A 15,416-nucleotide genomic window follows, 5' to 3' on the forward strand; every position below is an offset into this window, starting at 1 on the left:
GGGCGTTGGCCCGTACGTCCAGAGTGACGGACACCCGCCCCTCCCGAACACTGCCGGTGACCACCGCGAGACGAATCGGCTGCATCGTGTCGGCACCGGACCCGGCGCGATCGTCGCTCATCCTTCTCCTCCACAACATTCGTCGCCGACGATTGCCGGTCGAGTCTCCCGGGTGGCAGCATTGCGCGCGGCCAACATGTCGGCTGGTGGATAGTCGACCCGCACCAGGGCAAGTCCGTGGGCCGGGGCCACTGCCACCTCGCTCGCGCGTTCTCGACGACCGAGCAGGGAACGTGCCCAGTCGGGGGTTCGTCGTCCTTCACCGACGGCCTGCATCGCCCCGACCAGACTGCGCACCATCGACCAGCAGAACGCATCGGCGCTGACGTACGCGGTCAATCGATCCCCCTCGCGTTCCCAGTCGAAGCGCTGCAGTTCTCGCACCGTCGTGGCACCGTCTCGCCTCTTGCAGAACGCTGCGAAATCGTGCAGTCCGATCAGTGCCTGCGACGCCTCGCGTACCGCGTCCAGATCGATCGGCCGAGGCCAGGACACGACACCGGCGACATCCAGAGGATCTACGCCGTAGAGCGCTGTGCCGAATCGGTACTCGTAGTGACGGCGATATGCCGAGAACCGAGCGTCGAAGTCAGGCGAGACCTTCGTGATCGCACGAACCCGGACGTCGGAGGGAAGAAAGCGCGCCATTCTTCGAATCAACCGGTCGTGCTCGTCCGGCACACCCACGGCGTCGAAATGTGCAACCTGACCGGTCGCGTGCACTCCGGCGTCGGTTCGACCGGCCACGGTCAGCTCGACCGGTTGACGGAGCACAGTGGAGAAAGCCTCCTCGAGCACGCCACACACGGTTCGGATACCGGGTTGCCGAGCCCAGCCGGAGAAGTTCGTGCCGTCGTACGAGATGTCGAGCCGATATCTGGTGGGGACCGACAAAGCGGGCCCGCCATCTCCTGAGGAAATGGCGGGCCCGCTTCGGTCGTGCTCGGAGCTCACAAGGACTAGTCCTTCTTCGCATCCTCGGCCTCGGGGGCGTCCGACGCGTGAGCGTCGTTGTCCTCGATGCCTTCGATGACTGCGTCGGCGTTGGCCACCTCGGCGTCGGTCGCGTCGGCTTCGACAGCCTCGACGACGTTGTCGTCTGCAGTGTCCTCGGCCGGAGCCTCGGTTGCGGCGGGAGCAGCCTTCGATGCCTTCACGCGGCGTGCGCGGTCGGCTTCGTTGGACACCGTCTGCTCGTTGACGAGCTCGATGATGGCCATCGGCGAGTTGTCACCCTTACGGGGGACGGTCTTGATGATGCGCGTGTAGCCACCGTCGCGATCGGCGAAGAAAGGCCCGATCTCGGCGAAGAGCTTGTGCACGACATCTTTGTTGTTGATCGTCTTGAGAACCTCACGACGATGGGCCAGATCACCCTTCTTGGCATGGGTGACGAGCTTCTCGGCGTGGGGACGAAGGCGCTTGGCCTTCGACTCGGTGGTGGTGATGCGGCCGTGCTCGAAGAGTGACGTCGCCAGGTTGGCCAGGATGGCCTTCTGGTGTGACGCCGACCCGCCGAGACGGCGGCCCTTGGTGGGCTTGGGCATGATGAATCTCCTAGTAAGAGCTCCAGCGAGCTGATTACAGCTGTTCTGTCTCGGCGTAGTCCTGCTCGGCGCCTTCGGTATCGCCGAAGGAGCCTGCGTCGGTGTCACTCCACGTGCCGGTGGTGGCGTCGTAGCCAGGCACGGTGCTCGGATCGAACGACGCGGGGCTGTCCTTGAGGGAAAGGCCGAGCGAGTGCAGCTTGACCTTCACCTCGTCGATGGACTTCTGCCCGAAGTTACGGATGTCGAGCAGATCGGACTCGGTACGACCAACCAACTCACCGACGGTGTGAACACCTTCGCGCTTGAGGCAGTTGTAGGAACGAACCGTCAGGTCCAGATCCTCGATGGGGAGTCCGAAGGATGCGATGTGATCGGCCTCGGCGGGCGAGGGTCCGATCTCGATGCCTTCTGCTTCGACGTTCAGCTCACGGGCGAGGCCGAAGAGCTCAACCAGGGTCTTGCCCGCCGAAGCGAGCGCGTCCCGCGCGGTGATGGAATTCTTGGTCTCCACGTCGAGAACGAGCCGATCGAAGTCGGTGCGCTGTTCGACGCGGGTGGCCTCCACCTTGTAGGTGACCTTGAGCACGGGCGAGTAGATCGAGTCGACCGGAATACGGCCGATCTCGGCACCCGATGCCTTGTTCTGAACGGCGGGGACGTAGCCGCGACCGCGCTCGACGACGAGCTCGATCTCCAACTTGCCCTTGTCGTTCAGGGTCGCGATGTGCAGATCCGGATTGTTCACCGTGACGCCGGCCGGAGGCACGATGTCGCCTGCGGTGACAGCGCCGGGGCCCTGCTTGCGGACGTACATGGTGACCGGCTCGTCTTCTTCGGAGCTCACCACGAGTCCCTTGAGGTTCAGGATGATGTCGGTGACATCTTCCTTGACTCCGGGAACGGTGGTGAATTCGTGGAGGACGCCGTCGATACGGATGCTGGTGACAGCAGCGCCGGGGATCGACGACAGCAGGGTGCGGCGGAGCGAGTTGCCGAGTGTGTAACCGAAGCCGGGCTCGAGCGGCTCGATGACGAATTTCGAGCGGTTGTCGGCGATGACCTCTTCGGTCAGCGTCGGGCGCTGTGAAATGAGCATTCTGTGTTCCTCCTGTACGGGCGTCCGCTATTTGACGCCCACGTGTGGAGGCGAAGACGCATGTGAGCCTCGCGGGGAGACTCACATGCGTGCTGCGCCTTACTTCGAGTAGTACTCGACGATGAGCTGCTCCTGGAGCGGCACATCGATCTGTGCGCGCTCCGGCACCCGGTGAACCAGGATGCGAAGACGGTTGGGGACGACCTGCAGCCACGGAGCCACCGGACGATCGCCGTAGCTCTCACGAGCGATCTGGATCGGCAGGGTCTGCGCGGACTTCTCGCGGACATCGATGATGTCGTACTGCGAGACGCGGTAGCTGGGGATGTCCACTCGCTTGTTGTTCACGAGGAAGTGGCCATGGGTGACCAGCTGGCGTGCCTGACGACGCGTACGTGCGAGACCCGCACGGTAGACGACGTTGTCGAGGCGAGTCTCGAGGATGGTCAGCAGGTTCTCACCGGTCTTGCCGGCGGCCCTGTTGGCTTCCTTGTAGTACAGACGGAACTGCTTCTCCATGACGCCGTAGGTGAAGCGAGCCTTCTGCTTCTCCTGCAGCTGGAGCAGGTACTCGCTCTCCTTGATCCGCGCGCGGCCGTGCTGGCCGGGCGGGTAGGGACGACGCTCGAACGCCTGGTCGCCTCCGACGAGGTCGACGCGCAGACGACGCGACTTGCGGGTGATAGGACCGGTATAACGTGCCATTTTCTAAACCTTTCCTTCCCGCTAGACCCGACGCCGCTTGGGCGGACGGCAGCCGTTGTGCGGCTGAGGGGTGACATCGGAGATGGTGCCGACCTCGAGGCCTGCGGCCTGAAGTGAGCGGATCGCGGTCTCACGGCCGGAGCCGGGACCCTTGACGAACACGTCGACCTTCTTGACGCCGTGCTCCTGAGCCTTGCGCGCAGCGTTCTCGGCTGCGAGCTGTGCGGCGAACGGAGTCGACTTGCGCGAGCCCTTGAAGCCCACGTGTCCCGAGGACGCCCACGAGATGACGTTTCCGGCGGGGTCGGTGATCGACACGATCGTGTTGTTGAACGTGCTCTTGATGTGCGCAGATCCGTGCGGGACGTTCTTCTTGTCCCTGCGACGCGTCTTCTGCGCCTTCTTCGGACCGGTACCGCGTGCTTTGGGGGGCATTACTTCGCCTTCTTCTTGCCGGCAATGGTGCGCTTGGGTCCCTTACGGGTACGCGCATTGGTCTTGGTGCGCTGTCCACGGACGGGCAGACCACGACGGTGGCGAAGACCCTGGTAGCAGCCGATTTCGATCTTGCGTCGGATGTCGGCCTGCACCTCGCGGCGCAGATCGCCCTCGACCTTGAGGGACTCGTTGATGTAATCGCTGAGCTTGCGCAGATCGTCGTCGCCGAGATCCTTGCTGCGCAGGTCGGGGCTGACGCCCGTTGCTGCGAGAATTTCCTTGGAGCGGGTACGGCCGACGCCGTAGATGTAAGTCAGTGCGATCTCCATGCGCTTTTCGCGCGGCAGATCCACACCTGCGAGACGTGCCATGTGGCATTTCCTTTTCTTGTCCGGAGGTCTGCTCCCAGTCCGTCCCCTGTGTCCTTCTCACCGCTGGGGTGGGAAGCGTCTTTCAACAAACTCAGTGGGGCCCCGGCCTCCGTGCCGGGGGTCTGCCGCAACGCGTGTGTTGCGGTTGGTGCTGGGAGGTCATCTTCTAGCTGTTGCCAAGCCGACGTGCGTGATGCTCGGTGGTTATCCCTGACGCTGCTTGTGACGCAGGTTGTCGCAGATCACCATGACGCGTCCGTTACGACGAATCACCTTGCACTTCTCGCAGATCTTCTTGACGCTCGGCTGAACCTTCACGTCGTTGATCTCCTGTGTGTAGCTCGGACGCGCTGCGAGCAGCGGACCGAGCATGGTTCTCCCCGACCGGACATGGCCGAGGAAGCTCTTACTTGTAGCGGTAAACGATGCGTCCACGCGTGAGGTCGTAGGGCGAAAGCTCTACCACGACGCGATCCTCGGGAAGGATGCGGATGTAGTGCTGACGCATCTTTCCGCTGATGTGGGCGAGTACCTTGTGGCCGTTTTCGAGCTCAATGCGAAACATCGCATTGGGCAGCGGTTCGACAACTCGGCCCTCTACCTCGATAGCACCGTCTTTCTTGGCCATATCCTCCGCGATCCTGGCTCTCACACCTGGTTGATTGCATCTGTTTCCGTTACCGTGATGCCCACTGACCGACTCCTCGGAACCGAGTCGGAGTATCGCCGGAGGGCCGCACAGCCCTCGAGGCATGCGAACATCCGGTACGCAGGGCGCACCGTCGATCTATGTTACCGGCAAAGACACATCTGGCCAAATGCGCGCGAAGCGGGCACGAAACGCGTCGGATGGCGACGTTAGATTAACTGAGCTAACCTTTCGTCCGCCCGCCATCGTTCAGCCACCGAGCCCGCAAGGTGCCCTCTTGAGTTCCAACCCGTCCGGCCCAGCCGTCTCCGTGATCATTCCCGTACACAACGCCAGAGATGTGCTCGACGAGCAACTACGCGCGCTCGCCCACCAGAACTACGACGGCCCGTTCGAGGTCGTCGTCAGCGACAACGGCTCGACCGACGGAGTGCGCGAGTTCGTGGAGGACCACGCACTACGGGCCCGCTTGAATCTGAAGTACGTCGATTCGTCCGGCACCCCGGGCGCGTCGCATGCCCGCAATCGCGGTGCGGAAGCAGCCGAGGGCCCGCTGCTGGCCTTCTGTGATGCCGACGACGTCGTACACCCGACATGGCTGCGGCGCATCACCGCCGAACTGAACAGCTACGACCTCGTGGGAACCGGCCTGAGCACCGAGGCGCTGAACTCCGAAGCGACGCGCGCCGCAGTTCCGTTCGCCCCACCTTCGAATCAGGGCAAGTCGCCCTTTCGCCCGTTCGTCATCGGGGCGAGTATGGCGTGCCGCGCGTCGACCTACCGAGATCTCGGTGGGATGCTCGAATTCGTTCATGCCAGCGAGGACATGGAATTCTCCTGGCGCGCACAGCAATCGGGTGCCCGCCTGCACTTCATAGCCGAGCCGCTGGTCGAATATCGTCTGCGTACCGGCTACCGGGACAATTGGAAACAGGCGGGGGCACTGGGATACGGATCGGCCCACGTCCGCGGAATGTATCGGGCTGCCGGATGCCCGCCGTTCCGAATCCGCACAATTTCCGTAGCGCTCCTCGCGCTCGCGGTACGAAACCCATTGCTGCCGACCGCACTGACTCGGATGCCGACTCGCCTCTGGCTGCGCCTGACGGCAGCCCACCTCGGACTCATCCGAGGGGGCCGCCGGTACTCGTCACTCACCTGGTGAGCGTTGACCTGGTAGTTCTAGCGAGGCCGAACCGTCAGGATTCGCGGGCCGTCCTCGGTCACCGCGACCGTGTGTTCCCAGTGCGCCGCGCGTGAACCATCGGTGGTCACCACAGTCCACCCGTCGTCGAGAATGTCGGTCTCGTAGGTACCGAGCGTCAACATCGGTTCGATGGCCAGCGTGGAACCCACCACGAGCTCCGGGCCTTTGCCCGGCGCGCCCTCGTTCGCGAGGAACGGGTCCATATGCATTTCGCGGCCGATTCCGTGGCCGCCGTAACCGTCGACGATTCCGTATTTACGACCGTGAGCATCCTCGGCCGCGTGCGTACCGGACTCGATGGCGTGGGAGATGTCGGTCAGACGATTGCCGGGGATCATCGCTGCGATCCCGGCCTCCATGGAAAGCCTCGTCGCATCACTCAGCAACGCATCGGCCTCGATGATGTCGCCGACGCCGAACGTCCACGCCGAATCTCCGTGCCAACCGTCCAGAACGGCACCGCAGTCGATGGACACGAGATCCCCGGCGACCAACAACTCGTCCGCCGAAGGAATGCCGTGCACCACGCGGTCGTTCACCGAGGAGCAGATGCTGCCGGTGAAACCGTGGTACCCCAGGAAAGAGGGCACCGCACCGGCATCACGGATGACCGCCTCGGCAACTCGGTCGAGTTCGAGCGTCGAGACCCCGGGCTTGGCTGCATCTCGTACGGCGACGAGAGCGGCACCTACCACGGCACCGGCTGCCGCCATCGCGTCGAGCTCACCAGCGCTCTTGAACGGGACGACTTTTCGTTTACGGCCGAACGCCATTACTTGCCGTGGTCCTCGATGGACTTCAGCGCGCGGGCGTTGACTTCGTCCACCTCACCGATCGCATCGACGGTGACCAGCTTGTCGGAGTAGTAGTCCAACAGCGGTGCCGTCTCGTCGCGGTACACCTTGAGCCGATTACGGATGACGTCCTCTTTGTCGTCCTCACGGCCGCGCGCCAGCATGCGGTCCACGACGACGTCCTCGTCGACGACGAAGGACAGCACTGCATCGAGATGCGCGTTCAGGTCGGAGAGGATGTCGACCAGAGCTTCGGCCTGACCGACCGAACGCGGGAAACCGTCGAGCAGGAATCCGTTGACGGCGTCGGGCTCGGCGAGTCGACTGCGCACCATGTCCACGGTGAGCTCGCTCGGCACGAGGTCGCCCGCGTCGAGGTACTTCTTCGCTTCCAATCCGAGCGGGGTCTTCTCGCCGATGTTGGCGCGAAAGAGATCGCCTGTCGAGATGTGTGGCACGCCCAGCTTCTCGGAGAGGAGGACGGCCTGAGTGCCTTTGCCGGCACCGGGGGGACCGAGCAGAACAAGTCTCACTTGAGGAACCCTTCGTAGTTACGCTGCATCAGCTGGCTTTCGATCTGCTTCACGGTGTCGAGGCCCACGCTGACCATGATCAACACGGCGGTACCACCGAACGGAAGGTTTTGAGCTCCGCCCGAACTGCCGATGTCGAGGAACAGGTTGGGAAGCACCGCAATGGTGCCCAGGTACACCGCACCGGGCAGCGTGATGCGACTGAGAACGTAGTTGAGGTAATCGGCTGTCGGCTTACCCGGTCGAATGCCCGGGATGAATCCACCGAACTTCTTCATCTCGTCGGCCCGCTCTTCGGGGTTGAACGTGATCGCCACGTAGAAGTACGTGAAGAAGACGATCAGCCCGAAGAAGATAGCGATGTACACCGGGTTCGCCGGGTTCACCAGATACTCGTTGATGATCCGCTGCCACCAGCTCGGATCGGTTGCGGTGCTGGCGGACGTGAGCTGGGCGATGAGATTGGGTAGGTAGAGGAGCGAGGACGCGAAGATCACCGGGATGACGCCGGCCTGGTTGACCTTGAGCGGCAGATACGTGGACGAGCCGCCGTACATCTTCCGCCCGACCATGCGCTTGGCGTACTGGACCGGGATTCGGCGCTGACCCTGCTCGACGAAGACCACACCGGTGATGATGAGGAACGCTGCGAAGCAGACGAACCCGAAGACCAACCCGCCGCGGCTCTCCAGAATCGAGTTGCCCTCGGACGGGATGCGCGACGCAATTCCGGCGAAGATCAGCAGCGACATTCCGTTGCCGACACCGCGCTCGGTGATGACCTCGCCGAACCACATCACGACGGCTGCGCCTGCAGTCATGACCAGCACGATGATGACGAGCCCGAAGATGGACTGGTCGGCGATGATGTCCTGCTGACATCCCTGGAGCAACTGGCCGCGCGAAGCGAGGGCCACCAGGCCGGTCGCCTGCAGGATGGCCAGTGCGATCGACAGGTAACGCGTGTACTGCGTCATCTTGGCCTGGCCCGACTGTCCCTCCTTGCGGAGTTCCTCGAACTTGGGGATGACGACGGTGAGCAGCTGCACGATGATGCTGGCGGTGATGTACGGCATGATGCCGATCGCGAACACCGAGAGCTGGAGGAGCGCTCCACCGGAGAACAAGTTGATCAACGAGTAGATGCCCGCCGAATCTCCACCGGAGACCTGGTCGATGCATGCTCGGACATTGGCGTAGTCGACACCCGGCGACGGCAGTGTTGCACCGAAGCGATACAGGGCCACCAGACCGAGCGTGAAGAGGATCTTCCGTCTCAGGTCAGGAGTCCTGAGGGCCGACACGAAGGCGGAAAGCAAAGATCCTCCTGGCACGACTGCGTTGACGCCGCGAGTGCTTCGTCGGGAGCGACTGATGCTCCCGTGAGCCTCACGAGCATGGACTGCGGACGACATACATCGACCGCATCGATACGAACTTCTCTGAACTCTAGAACTCTAACAGTGCGCATCGACCGGACCGACGGTCAGTGTTGGACCCTGGCCGATCGGTCGACACACACGACATTCCGTGTAGGCAACGATGGCCGCAGCTCAGCTACGAGAGCTGTGGCTGCGGCCATCGTCACGAACTGCTGCTCGACGCGCTGCTACTCAGCACATCGAAGCAATGCTCATACCTCGGTTGCAGAACCGCCGGCAGCGGCGATCTTTTCCTTGGCGGAGCCCGTGAACTTGTTGGCCGAGATATCGACCTTCACGGTGAGGTTTCCGTCTCCGAGAACCTTGACGAGCTCGTTCTTGCGAACAGCTCCCTTGGCGATCAGCTCGGGGATACCGATCTGACCACCCTCGGGGAACAGGCGCTCGATGTCGCGCAGGTTCACGACCTGGAACACGACACGGTTGCGGTTGGTGAAGCCCTTGAGCTTCGGGAGCCGCATGTGGAGGGGCATCTGGCCACCCTCGAAGCGTGCCGGCACGTTCTTGCGTGCGCCGGTTCCCTTGGTACCGCGACCTGCGGTCTTGCCGCGCTTGCCACCTTCACCACGGCCGACGCGAATCTTCGTCGACTTGGATCCGGCTGCGGGGCGCAGGTGGTGCAGTTTGATGGTCATGGTTAGACCTCCTCAACAGTTACGAGGTGGCGCACCGTGTTGACCAGTCCGCGGTTCTGCGGGTTGTCCTCGCGGACGACCGTCTGGCGGATGCCCTTGAGCCCGAGAGTACGCAGGCTGTCACGCTGGTTCGCCTTCTGGCCGATGGTGCTCTTGATCTGAGTGACCTTCAGCTGAGCCATTACTTCACCGCTCCTGCCTGTGCGCGTGCGCGCAGCATTCCGGCGGGTGCAACCTCTTCGAGGGTCAGGCCGCGGCGAGCCGCAACTTCCTCGGGACGCTGCAGACCCTTGAGGGCTGCGACGGTCGCGTGCACGACGTTGATGGCGTTGTCGCTACCGAGCGACTTCGACAGCACGTCGTGGACACCGGCGCACTCCAGCACTGCGCGAACAGCACCACCGGCGATGACGCCGGTACCGGCGCTGGCCGGACGCAACATGACGACGCCGGCAGCGGCTTCGCCCTGGATGGGGTGGGTGATGGTGCCGGCGATCATCGGGACGCGGAAGAAGCTCTTGCGAGCCTCCTCGACACCCTTCTGGATGGCCGCGGGAACTTCCTTGGCCTTGCCGTAGCCGACGCCGACCAGTCCGTTGCCGTCACCGACGATGACGAGGGCGGTGAAGCTGAAGCGTCGACCACCCTTGACCACCTTGGAGACGCGGTTGATCGTGACGACCTTCTCGATGAAGTTCGACTTGTCCGCAGCGTTGCCGCCACGGCCGTTGTCACGACGATCGCGACCGCCACCACCGCGGTTGTCGCCGCGCTGGTTGTTGTCGCCACCTGCGTTGGGGCCACTGTTCTGTCCGGCGGGGCCGCTTCCGCCGTCACGCCGTTGACGTCCCGGCATCAGGCTGTCCTTCCGTTGTCAGTCATTGTCATCATCAGAACGTCAACCCGCCTTCGCGGGCAGCGTCTGCGAGTGCCGCGATGCGGCCGCTGTAGTTGTTGCCGCCGCGGTCGAACACGACTGCCTCGACGCCGGCTGCCTTCGCACGGCTGGCGATGAGCTCGCCGACCTTCGCGCTGACGGCCTTCTTGTCGCCCTCGAGTGCGCGCACATCGGCTTCGATGCTCGACGCGCTGGCCAGCGTGTGGCCCGCCAGGTCGTCGATCAACTGCACGTGGATGTGACGCGAGGACCGGTTGACGACCAAGCGCGGACGCTCGGGCGTTCCGGAGATCTTCTTACGAAGGCGGAAGTGACGACGTGCCTTCGACAGGCGACGCTTCGTCGAGACGTCGGTGCCGCGCGGTGTGCGCTTGACGACGTTCGCCTTGTCTGCTGTTTGCTGGCTCATATCACTTACCCGTCTTTCCGACCTTGCGGCGGATCACTTCACCCTCGTAGCGGATGCCCTTGCCCTTGTACGGGTCCGGACGCCGCAGACGACGAATGTTGGCAGAGATCTGACCGACCTTCTGCTTGTCGATGCCGACAACGGTGAATCGCGTGGGCGACTCGACCGTGAACGTGATGCCCTCGGGTGCTTCGATCAGCACGGGATGGCTGTAACCGAGTGCGAACTCGAGGTCCTTGCCCTTGAGTACGACGCGGTAACCGACGCCGTGAATCTCCATCTTGGTGGTGTAACCGTTGGTGACACCGGTGATGAGGTTCGCGACGAGAGTGCGCGAGAGACCATGCAGCGAGCGACTCTTACGCTCGTCGTCGGGCCGAGTGACGGCGATGGTGCCGTCGTCGGCGCGGGCGATCTTGATGGGCTCGGCGACTGTCAGGCTCAGGGCACCCTTGGGGCCCTTGACCGCAACGTCCTGGCCGTCGATGGTGATATCGACGCCAGCGGGGACTGCGACCGGCAATTTTCCAATACGTGACATGGTGTGGCCTCCCCTACCAGACGTAGGCGAGGACTTCTCCGCCCACACCCTGCTTGGCAGCCTGACGCTCCGTGAGCAGACCGGTGGACGTGGAGATGATCGCCACGCCCAGGCCGCCGAGAACCTTGGGCAGATTGGTGGATTTTGCGTACACCCGGAGACCGGGCTTGGAGACGCGTCGCACGCCGGCGAGGCTGCGCTCACGGCTCGGGCCGTACTTCAGATCGACGATGAGGGTCTTGCCCACCTCGGCGTCTTCCGTGCGGTAATCGGAGATGTAGCCCTCGCGCTTGAGGATCTCGGCGATGTTCGCCTTGAGCTTCGAGTGGGGAAGCTTCACCTCGTCGTGGTACGCCGAGTTGGCGTTGCGCAGACGGGTCAAGAAGTCTGCAATTGGATCGGTCATCGTCATGGTGTGACCTGTGCACCTTTCTCGCAGCGGTTCCCATGCAGCACGCGCGGGCTGGTGCCTTGGGGTTCCGGAGAACCCATCGGGCCTGGCTCGTCACATCGTGGGCCTACAGCGAAGTGAACATGTCCTGACCGACTGTTGCCGGTCAGGGGTTGCGCTCCAAGCAATGCATCGCTGCACTGCCAGGTGTTACGAGCTTCCGCATGTTCAATGCTGACGTACGGAGAACTCGAGGTTGCGTTCTGTATTGCAAGGACTCGCGTGCAGGCACGACGAAGCCCGGGCAACCGCTCTAGTGTAGGGAACCGGGTGCCATTCTCAAAATCGATCGTGGTAGTGCTCGAGGGCACGCTGCCGGTGCGAGGCGGCAAACACGACCGCGTTCGTCGGTTCGATGCAGTAGCCTTCCGACATCATTCCATCGCTCCGGGGGGTTCGATGCATTCGAATGGTCTTTTCGAAACGGTCGGCGTCCGACCGTGGCCGGGTCCGTCCCGGAAGACGCTGTGAGAGCCGATCCGGACCGCATACGTCAAGCCGCAGCCCGAATATCCGGTCTCGCCGATGCGCTGTGGGACGACATCGACCTCATCCGCCGTGACGCCGAGGAGTTGATGGATTCCTCCTGGACGGGCAACGCGGCCGATTCCCACGCAGTTCTGTGGGCGGAATGGGTCGATTCGGCTCGGAAGATGTGTGGCGCGCTGACCGAGGACGCTGCGCTGCTCGATCGCGTTGCAATCGACTACACCGCAGCGGACAAGAAGATCGACGCGCACGTGATGAATTCCGGCCTGCGGTTGGACCGTTGATGGCACGCTATGTCGCCGACGTCGAGCGGATTCTCGCTCTTGTCGATCGCGCGCATGTAGTTGGAGCCACGATCGAATCCGCGATCGCCGATGTCGAGCGCGAGGTGAACGATCTCGGCATCGAATGGGAGGGCGAAGCGCCCGAGGCGCACCGCTCGAAGCACGAGCTACTACGGCAGGAACTGAACGATATGCGAACCGCGCTCGCCCAACTCGGCACGCTGGCACGAGGCGCCCATGATCGCTACCGCGCAGCCGTGGACCACAACAAACGAATGTGGCCCTGATGGGCCCGATCAGCGTCGACCCGGACATCCTTGCCGATGCGGCTTCCCGGTACGGCAGTGCCAAGACCATATCGAGCGGCGCGATGGCGGAACTCGCCGCGGAACTCGACCGCAACTGGGGCTGCGCAGGCACCGACAACGCAGGAAAGTCTTGGGCAGACAGTTACGATTCCGCGGCATTCGACGCGGTTTCCACAGGAACCGACATCACGAATGCGTTCGGCAAACTTCATGATCTGCTGGCGGCAACCGGCGTCAACCACGCCAACGCGGAGAATGCGAACACCGTTCCGCCGCCCCCACCGCTACCCACTCCCCCACAACTTCCTCATACGGATACACCGCGCTTCAACGGTTCCTACGGCGGCGACACCGACGCTCCGATGGGGTGGGGCCTGATCACGCGATGGCTACAGGGCCACATGTGGCCCAACGGCAATCCGGACAAGTTGCGGGGTCTCGGAAGCGCGTGGCGCACCGCCGCCGAGGAGCTACGCCGAGCGAGCGACGAAACGAACTCCGCATGGACCGGCATCGAGGAACTTGCCTCCGACGAATTGCCGCAGGTCCTCGCCCAGATGGACGGCGTCTACATCGCTGCGCACAACGTCGCCGACCAATTCGACATTCTCGCGAGCGCTTGCGGCGAATGGGCCACCACCATTCAGGAGGCTCACCAGAGCGTCATCGATATCGTGGGGACGGCCATCGTTGCCGGCACGATCGCCGGTGCAGTTGCCGGCTTCTTCACACTCGGTGTGGGAACGGTCGCCGTCACGGGCGCAACGGGCAGCGTCATTGCCGGAAGTGTCATCGCCGTCCTCACCGGAGTGGAAGCGGCGTCGGCAATTGCCGTCGGTGTCACCGTGGCAACCGGGGCGGCGGCCATCGGAATCGCATCGGACGTGCAACCGCTCCTCGAAGCGAGTCCGACGACATTCCACGCAAACACTGGTGGAGGAAATTGGCACTACCATCCCGCGCCCCGGGGCGGTCTGCCAGGCTTTCCAAACGCCACACGAGGAAAACCGCTCAACCGCAGAACGCGGTGGACTGACGACAAAGGGAACATCTACGAATGGGATAGCCAGCACGGCGCAGTCGAGAAATACAGCAAGAACGGCAAGCACTTAGGCGAATTCGATCCGAATACCGGAGCACAAACCAAGCCCCCAGATCCCACTAGAAAGCCTGGTCGATGACCAACCGAGGCCCGACATCCTGGCAACTCGAACCTGACACGACGCCGGTTCACGACCGCTCGAGAATAAGGCAGCACGGTCTGACTACTACCAACAAGGAGAAGACAATGTGGTACTTGGAATCATACGATAACCAAACCGATTTGATCGCGGACAGCTACCTCCTGACTGCTATCACCGGAGACGAAATCAGAGAACTGATTGACGTCGATGAAAGTGAACTTCCACTCGAAATGGGACCGTACCCAGTCGCATTGGCCGACGTGCCGAAGTTCGCCAAGTACATCGAGGGCGATTTCAGAGTCAGCTCCGATAATGAATACTTCATCGGCTTGTTCACCGACTGAGGAATGGGAAATTCGATACGTGGGTGGTGAACTACCTGAGACTGGAGCACACGTGATACCAGAATCTATTCGACTGATCAAGCGATTGCCGGTCACACGGAACGCGCTTGTTCTCACTAACTTCTGAAAACTAAGATGTGGCACCTAGAGAAATTCGATAAGACTACCCAACTCCTTATGGGCGAACATGTCCTTCACGACATGTCAGCCGCGGTAGTCGGGAGGATTCTCGGAATAGCAGATGACGAGAACGAACTTCCCATTGGGATTCGTCAACACGACGTTCCGCTGTCCAAGGCGTCAGAGTTTGCAGCTTTCCTGGACGAAGTCATCACTCTGGACGAGAACTGCGAGTACGAAGTTGGCTATTCTTCAGATTGACGATGACCAACAACACGTCATGCAGAGTAGACCTCGGTATCGTTATCGCTCTGGCCGGATCTCAATCTCAGTGTCCGCACCTCAGCGATGAACGTCCACCGGACAATCGGCCACATCCGAAAGGCAACAGAGGATATCTATTCGTATGCACATACCGACATGGGGGTCCGAATGCACACGAGGAACGGACACCGCCTCGATGAGTTCGACCCAGTCACCGGCGATATGACAAAAACGCCGGTGCCCGGCCGAAGCCTACGGAGATGACAAGTGTGGTACCTGGACGCGTACGAGAAAAAATCTGAGCTTCTTACCAAGAGCTACCCGCTTCGGGGTGTTACCACCACGATCATAAAAGAGTTGATCGAAGTAGACGAAGGATACGGACCAGTTGAAGCGGCAATGCACGAGGTTGCGCCCACGGATTTGGCAAAATTTGCGAAATATATTGATGGCGAGCTTTCGATCGACTTCAGCTGCAGCTATTTCGTAGGCCTCTTCGCAGACTGAATCCAAGGAGAAGGCGCGCCACGACGCGGCGGCCTGGAGGTTCAGATAAAAGCCTCGGGCACGTTCCAACCCTGTTCCAATGTCGTCCGTGAGACTCACGCCGCGTCGACGCCGCTCTGGACTCCACCGCAGAGACG

The 15,416-nt window shown here is 62.3% G+C and carries 24 protein-coding genes; 7 read left to right on the forward strand and 17 right to left on the reverse strand.

Annotation, left to right across the window (positions count from 1 at the left end):
• Nucleotides 1-117: 117 nt before the first annotated feature.
• The 8 genes from truA to infA all read right to left on the reverse strand — a co-directional run bounded on the left by truA (nt 118) and on the right by infA (nt 4,848).
• The gene (gene truA, locus CH262_RS13965; protein WP_032365628.1) at nt 118-1,014 is read right to left on the reverse strand and encodes a tRNA pseudouridine(38-40) synthase TruA; all 897 of its coding nucleotides are present in this window, start codon (nt 1,012-1,014) and stop codon (nt 118-120) included.
• Nucleotides 1,015-1,019: 5 nt separating this feature from the next.
• Nucleotides 1,020-1,607: a 50S ribosomal protein L17 gene (gene rplQ, locus CH262_RS13970; protein ID WP_027496333.1), complete on the reverse strand. Its 588-nt coding sequence runs from the start codon at nt 1,605-1,607 to the stop codon at nt 1,020-1,022.
• Between the two features lie 34 nt (nt 1,608-1,641).
• The gene (locus CH262_RS13975; RefSeq protein ID WP_027496332.1) at nt 1,642-2,706 is read right to left on the reverse strand and encodes a DNA-directed RNA polymerase subunit alpha; all 1,065 of its coding nucleotides are present in this window, start codon (nt 2,704-2,706) and stop codon (nt 1,642-1,644) included.
• Between the two features lie 99 nt (nt 2,707-2,805).
• Nucleotides 2,806-3,411: a 30S ribosomal protein S4 gene (gene rpsD, locus CH262_RS13980; RefSeq protein WP_008718223.1), complete on the reverse strand. Its 606-nt coding sequence runs from the start codon at nt 3,409-3,411 to the stop codon at nt 2,806-2,808.
• Between the two features lie 21 nt (nt 3,412-3,432).
• A complete protein-coding gene (gene rpsK, locus CH262_RS13985; RefSeq protein ID WP_027496331.1) occupies nt 3,433-3,846 on the reverse strand; it encodes a 30S ribosomal protein S11 in 414 nt (137 codons plus the stop codon).
• Entirely contained in the window at nt 3,846-4,220 is a 375-nt protein-coding gene (gene rpsM / locus CH262_RS13990; protein WP_027496330.1) for a 30S ribosomal protein S13, read from the reverse strand. Before rpsM ends, rpsK begins: the two co-directional genes overlap by 1 nt.
• A 204-nt stretch (nt 4,221-4,424) precedes the next feature.
• The gene (rpmJ, locus tag CH262_RS13995) at nt 4,425-4,538 is read right to left on the reverse strand and encodes a 50S ribosomal protein L36 (protein WP_025347279.1); all 114 of its coding nucleotides are present in this window, start codon (nt 4,536-4,538) and stop codon (nt 4,425-4,427) included.
• An 88-nt stretch (nt 4,539-4,626) separates the two neighbouring features.
• The gene (gene infA, locus CH262_RS14000) at nt 4,627-4,848 is read right to left on the reverse strand and encodes a translation initiation factor IF-1 (RefSeq protein ID WP_005140011.1); all 222 of its coding nucleotides are present in this window, start codon (nt 4,846-4,848) and stop codon (nt 4,627-4,629) included.
• Between the two features lie 298 nt (nt 4,849-5,146).
• Between infA and CH262_RS14005 the strand changes: the two genes are divergently transcribed.
• Entirely contained in the window at nt 5,147-6,034 is an 888-nt protein-coding gene (locus CH262_RS14005) for a glycosyltransferase (RefSeq protein WP_032387004.1), read from the forward strand.
• Nucleotides 6,035-6,051: 17 nt separating this feature from the next.
• On the opposite strand, the gene map is transcribed toward CH262_RS14005, so the two are convergent.
• From map to rpsH, 9 genes are all read right to left on the reverse strand, one after another.
• Nucleotides 6,052-6,849, reverse strand: coding sequence for a type I methionyl aminopeptidase (map, locus tag CH262_RS14010; RefSeq protein ID WP_027496329.1), 798 nt, complete (start codon nt 6,847-6,849; stop codon nt 6,052-6,054).
• The gene (locus tag CH262_RS14015; RefSeq protein WP_027496328.1) at nt 6,849-7,403 is read right to left on the reverse strand and encodes an adenylate kinase; all 555 of its coding nucleotides are present in this window, start codon (nt 7,401-7,403) and stop codon (nt 6,849-6,851) included. The genes map and CH262_RS14015 overlap by 1 nt, the downstream gene beginning before the upstream one ends.
• On the reverse strand, nt 7,400-8,722 hold the full coding sequence (gene secY / locus CH262_RS14020; RefSeq protein WP_027496327.1) for a preprotein translocase subunit SecY: 1,323 nt from the start codon (nt 8,720-8,722) through the stop codon (nt 7,400-7,402). Before secY ends, CH262_RS14015 begins: the two co-directional genes overlap by 4 nt.
• 314 nt (nt 8,723-9,036) lie before the next feature.
• Entirely contained in the window at nt 9,037-9,480 is a 444-nt protein-coding gene (gene rplO / locus CH262_RS14025) for a 50S ribosomal protein L15 (protein WP_027496326.1), read from the reverse strand.
• Between the two features lie 2 nt (nt 9,481-9,482).
• Nucleotides 9,483-9,662: a 50S ribosomal protein L30 gene (gene rpmD / locus CH262_RS14030; protein WP_008718256.1), complete on the reverse strand. Its 180-nt coding sequence runs from the start codon at nt 9,660-9,662 to the stop codon at nt 9,483-9,485.
• The gene (rpsE, locus tag CH262_RS14035) at nt 9,662-10,336 is read right to left on the reverse strand and encodes a 30S ribosomal protein S5 (RefSeq protein ID WP_032365630.1); all 675 of its coding nucleotides are present in this window, start codon (nt 10,334-10,336) and stop codon (nt 9,662-9,664) included. Before rpsE ends, rpmD begins: the two co-directional genes overlap by 1 nt.
• Nucleotides 10,337-10,370: 34 nt before the next feature.
• Nucleotides 10,371-10,787 (reverse strand): 50S ribosomal protein L18, encoded by a 417-nt coding sequence (rplR, locus tag CH262_RS14040; RefSeq protein ID WP_032365631.1) that lies wholly within the window; start codon nt 10,785-10,787, stop codon nt 10,371-10,373.
• A gap of 1 nt (nt 10,788) precedes the next feature.
• Nucleotides 10,789-11,328, reverse strand: coding sequence for a 50S ribosomal protein L6 (rplF, locus tag CH262_RS14045; protein ID WP_027496323.1), 540 nt, complete (start codon nt 11,326-11,328; stop codon nt 10,789-10,791).
• A 13-nt stretch (nt 11,329-11,341) separates the two neighbouring features.
• Nucleotides 11,342-11,740: a 30S ribosomal protein S8 gene (gene rpsH, locus CH262_RS14050; protein WP_008718266.1), complete on the reverse strand. Its 399-nt coding sequence runs from the start codon at nt 11,738-11,740 to the stop codon at nt 11,342-11,344.
• A gap of 506 nt (nt 11,741-12,246) precedes the next feature.
• Here rpsH and CH262_RS27595 point away from each other — a divergent pair.
• From CH262_RS27595 to CH262_RS14080, 6 genes are all read left to right on the forward strand, one after another.
• Nucleotides 12,247-12,552 carry a WXG100 family type VII secretion target gene (locus CH262_RS27595; RefSeq protein WP_179275003.1) on the forward strand — a complete coding sequence of 102 codons (306 nt, stop codon included), beginning with the start codon at nt 12,247-12,249 and terminating at the stop codon, nt 12,550-12,552.
• Entirely contained in the window at nt 12,552-12,839 is a 288-nt protein-coding gene (locus CH262_RS14060) for a WXG100 family type VII secretion target (RefSeq protein WP_032387002.1), read from the forward strand. The genes CH262_RS27595 and CH262_RS14060 overlap by 1 nt, the downstream gene beginning before the upstream one ends.
• Nucleotides 12,839-14,041: a colicin E3/pyocin S6 family cytotoxin gene (locus CH262_RS14065; RefSeq protein WP_218829304.1), complete on the forward strand. Its 1,203-nt coding sequence runs from the start codon at nt 12,839-12,841 to the stop codon at nt 14,039-14,041. The genes CH262_RS14060 and CH262_RS14065 overlap by 1 nt, the downstream gene beginning before the upstream one ends.
• Nucleotides 14,042-14,148: 107 nt before the next feature.
• Nucleotides 14,149-14,388, forward strand: coding sequence for a DUF7683 domain-containing protein (locus tag CH262_RS14070; RefSeq protein ID WP_032387001.1), 240 nt, complete (start codon nt 14,149-14,151; stop codon nt 14,386-14,388).
• A gap of 135 nt (nt 14,389-14,523) precedes the next feature.
• Nucleotides 14,524-14,769, forward strand: coding sequence for a DUF7683 domain-containing protein (locus CH262_RS28505; RefSeq protein ID WP_441344382.1), 246 nt, complete (start codon nt 14,524-14,526; stop codon nt 14,767-14,769).
• Nucleotides 14,770-15,039: 270 nt separating this feature from the next.
• Nucleotides 15,040-15,279 carry a DUF7683 domain-containing protein gene (locus tag CH262_RS14080; protein WP_032386999.1) on the forward strand — a complete coding sequence of 80 codons (240 nt, stop codon included), beginning with the start codon at nt 15,040-15,042 and terminating at the stop codon, nt 15,277-15,279.
• Nucleotides 15,280-15,416: the final 137 nt, after the last annotated feature.

Source organism: Rhodococcus sp. 05-2255-1e, assembly GCF_002259025.1.
Classification (GTDB): Bacteria; Actinomycetota; Actinomycetes; order Mycobacteriales; family Mycobacteriaceae; genus Rhodococcoides; species Rhodococcoides fascians.

What these genes read in the sequence shown, in the direction of transcription:
- CH262_RS13975 (WP_027496332.1), bottom strand. Translation starts at nt 2,706, where the DNA reads ATGCTCATTTCACAGCGCCCGACGCTGACCGAAGAGGTCATCGCCGAC.
- rplR (WP_032365631.1), bottom strand. Translation starts at nt 10,787, where the DNA reads ATGAGCCAGCAAACAGCAGACAAGGCGAACGTCGTCAAGCGCACACCG.
- rplQ (WP_027496333.1), bottom strand. Translation starts at nt 1,607, where the DNA reads ATGCCCAAGCCCACCAAGGGCCGCCGTCTCGGCGGGTCGGCGTCACAC.
- CH262_RS14070 (WP_032387001.1), top strand. Translation starts at nt 14,149, where the DNA reads ATGTGGTACTTGGAATCATACGATAACCAAACCGATTTGATCGCGGAC.
- rplO (WP_027496326.1), bottom strand. Translation starts at nt 9,480, where the DNA reads ATGACCATCAAACTGCACCACCTGCGCCCCGCAGCCGGATCCAAGTCG.
- CH262_RS14060 (WP_032387002.1), top strand. Translation starts at nt 12,552, where the DNA reads ATGGCACGCTATGTCGCCGACGTCGAGCGGATTCTCGCTCTTGTCGAT.
- rpsD (WP_008718223.1), bottom strand. Translation starts at nt 3,411, where the DNA reads ATGGCACGTTATACCGGTCCTATCACCCGCAAGTCGCGTCGTCTGCGC.
- rpmD (WP_008718256.1), bottom strand. Translation starts at nt 9,662, where the DNA reads ATGGCTCAGCTGAAGGTCACTCAGATCAAGAGCACCATCGGCCAGAAG.
- map (WP_027496329.1), bottom strand. Translation starts at nt 6,849, where the DNA reads ATGGCGTTCGGCCGTAAACGAAAAGTCGTCCCGTTCAAGAGCGCTGGT.
- infA (WP_005140011.1), bottom strand. Translation starts at nt 4,848, where the DNA reads ATGGCCAAGAAAGACGGTGCTATCGAGGTAGAGGGCCGAGTTGTCGAA.
- rpsH (WP_008718266.1), bottom strand. Translation starts at nt 11,740, where the DNA reads ATGACGATGACCGATCCAATTGCAGACTTCTTGACCCGTCTGCGCAAC.
- rpsE (WP_032365630.1), bottom strand. Translation starts at nt 10,336, where the DNA reads ATGCCGGGACGTCAACGGCGTGACGGCGGAAGCGGCCCCGCCGGACAG.
- CH262_RS28505 (WP_441344382.1), top strand. Translation starts at nt 14,524, where the DNA reads ATGTGGCACCTAGAGAAATTCGATAAGACTACCCAACTCCTTATGGGC.
- CH262_RS14065 (WP_218829304.1), top strand. Translation starts at nt 12,839, where the DNA reads ATGGGCCCGATCAGCGTCGACCCGGACATCCTTGCCGATGCGGCTTCC.
- rpsK (WP_027496331.1), bottom strand. Translation starts at nt 3,846, where the DNA reads ATGCCCCCCAAAGCACGCGGTACCGGTCCGAAGAAGGCGCAGAAGACG.
- rpsM (WP_027496330.1), bottom strand. Translation starts at nt 4,220, where the DNA reads ATGGCACGTCTCGCAGGTGTGGATCTGCCGCGCGAAAAGCGCATGGAG.
- rplF (WP_027496323.1), bottom strand. Translation starts at nt 11,328, where the DNA reads ATGTCACGTATTGGAAAATTGCCGGTCGCAGTCCCCGCTGGCGTCGAT.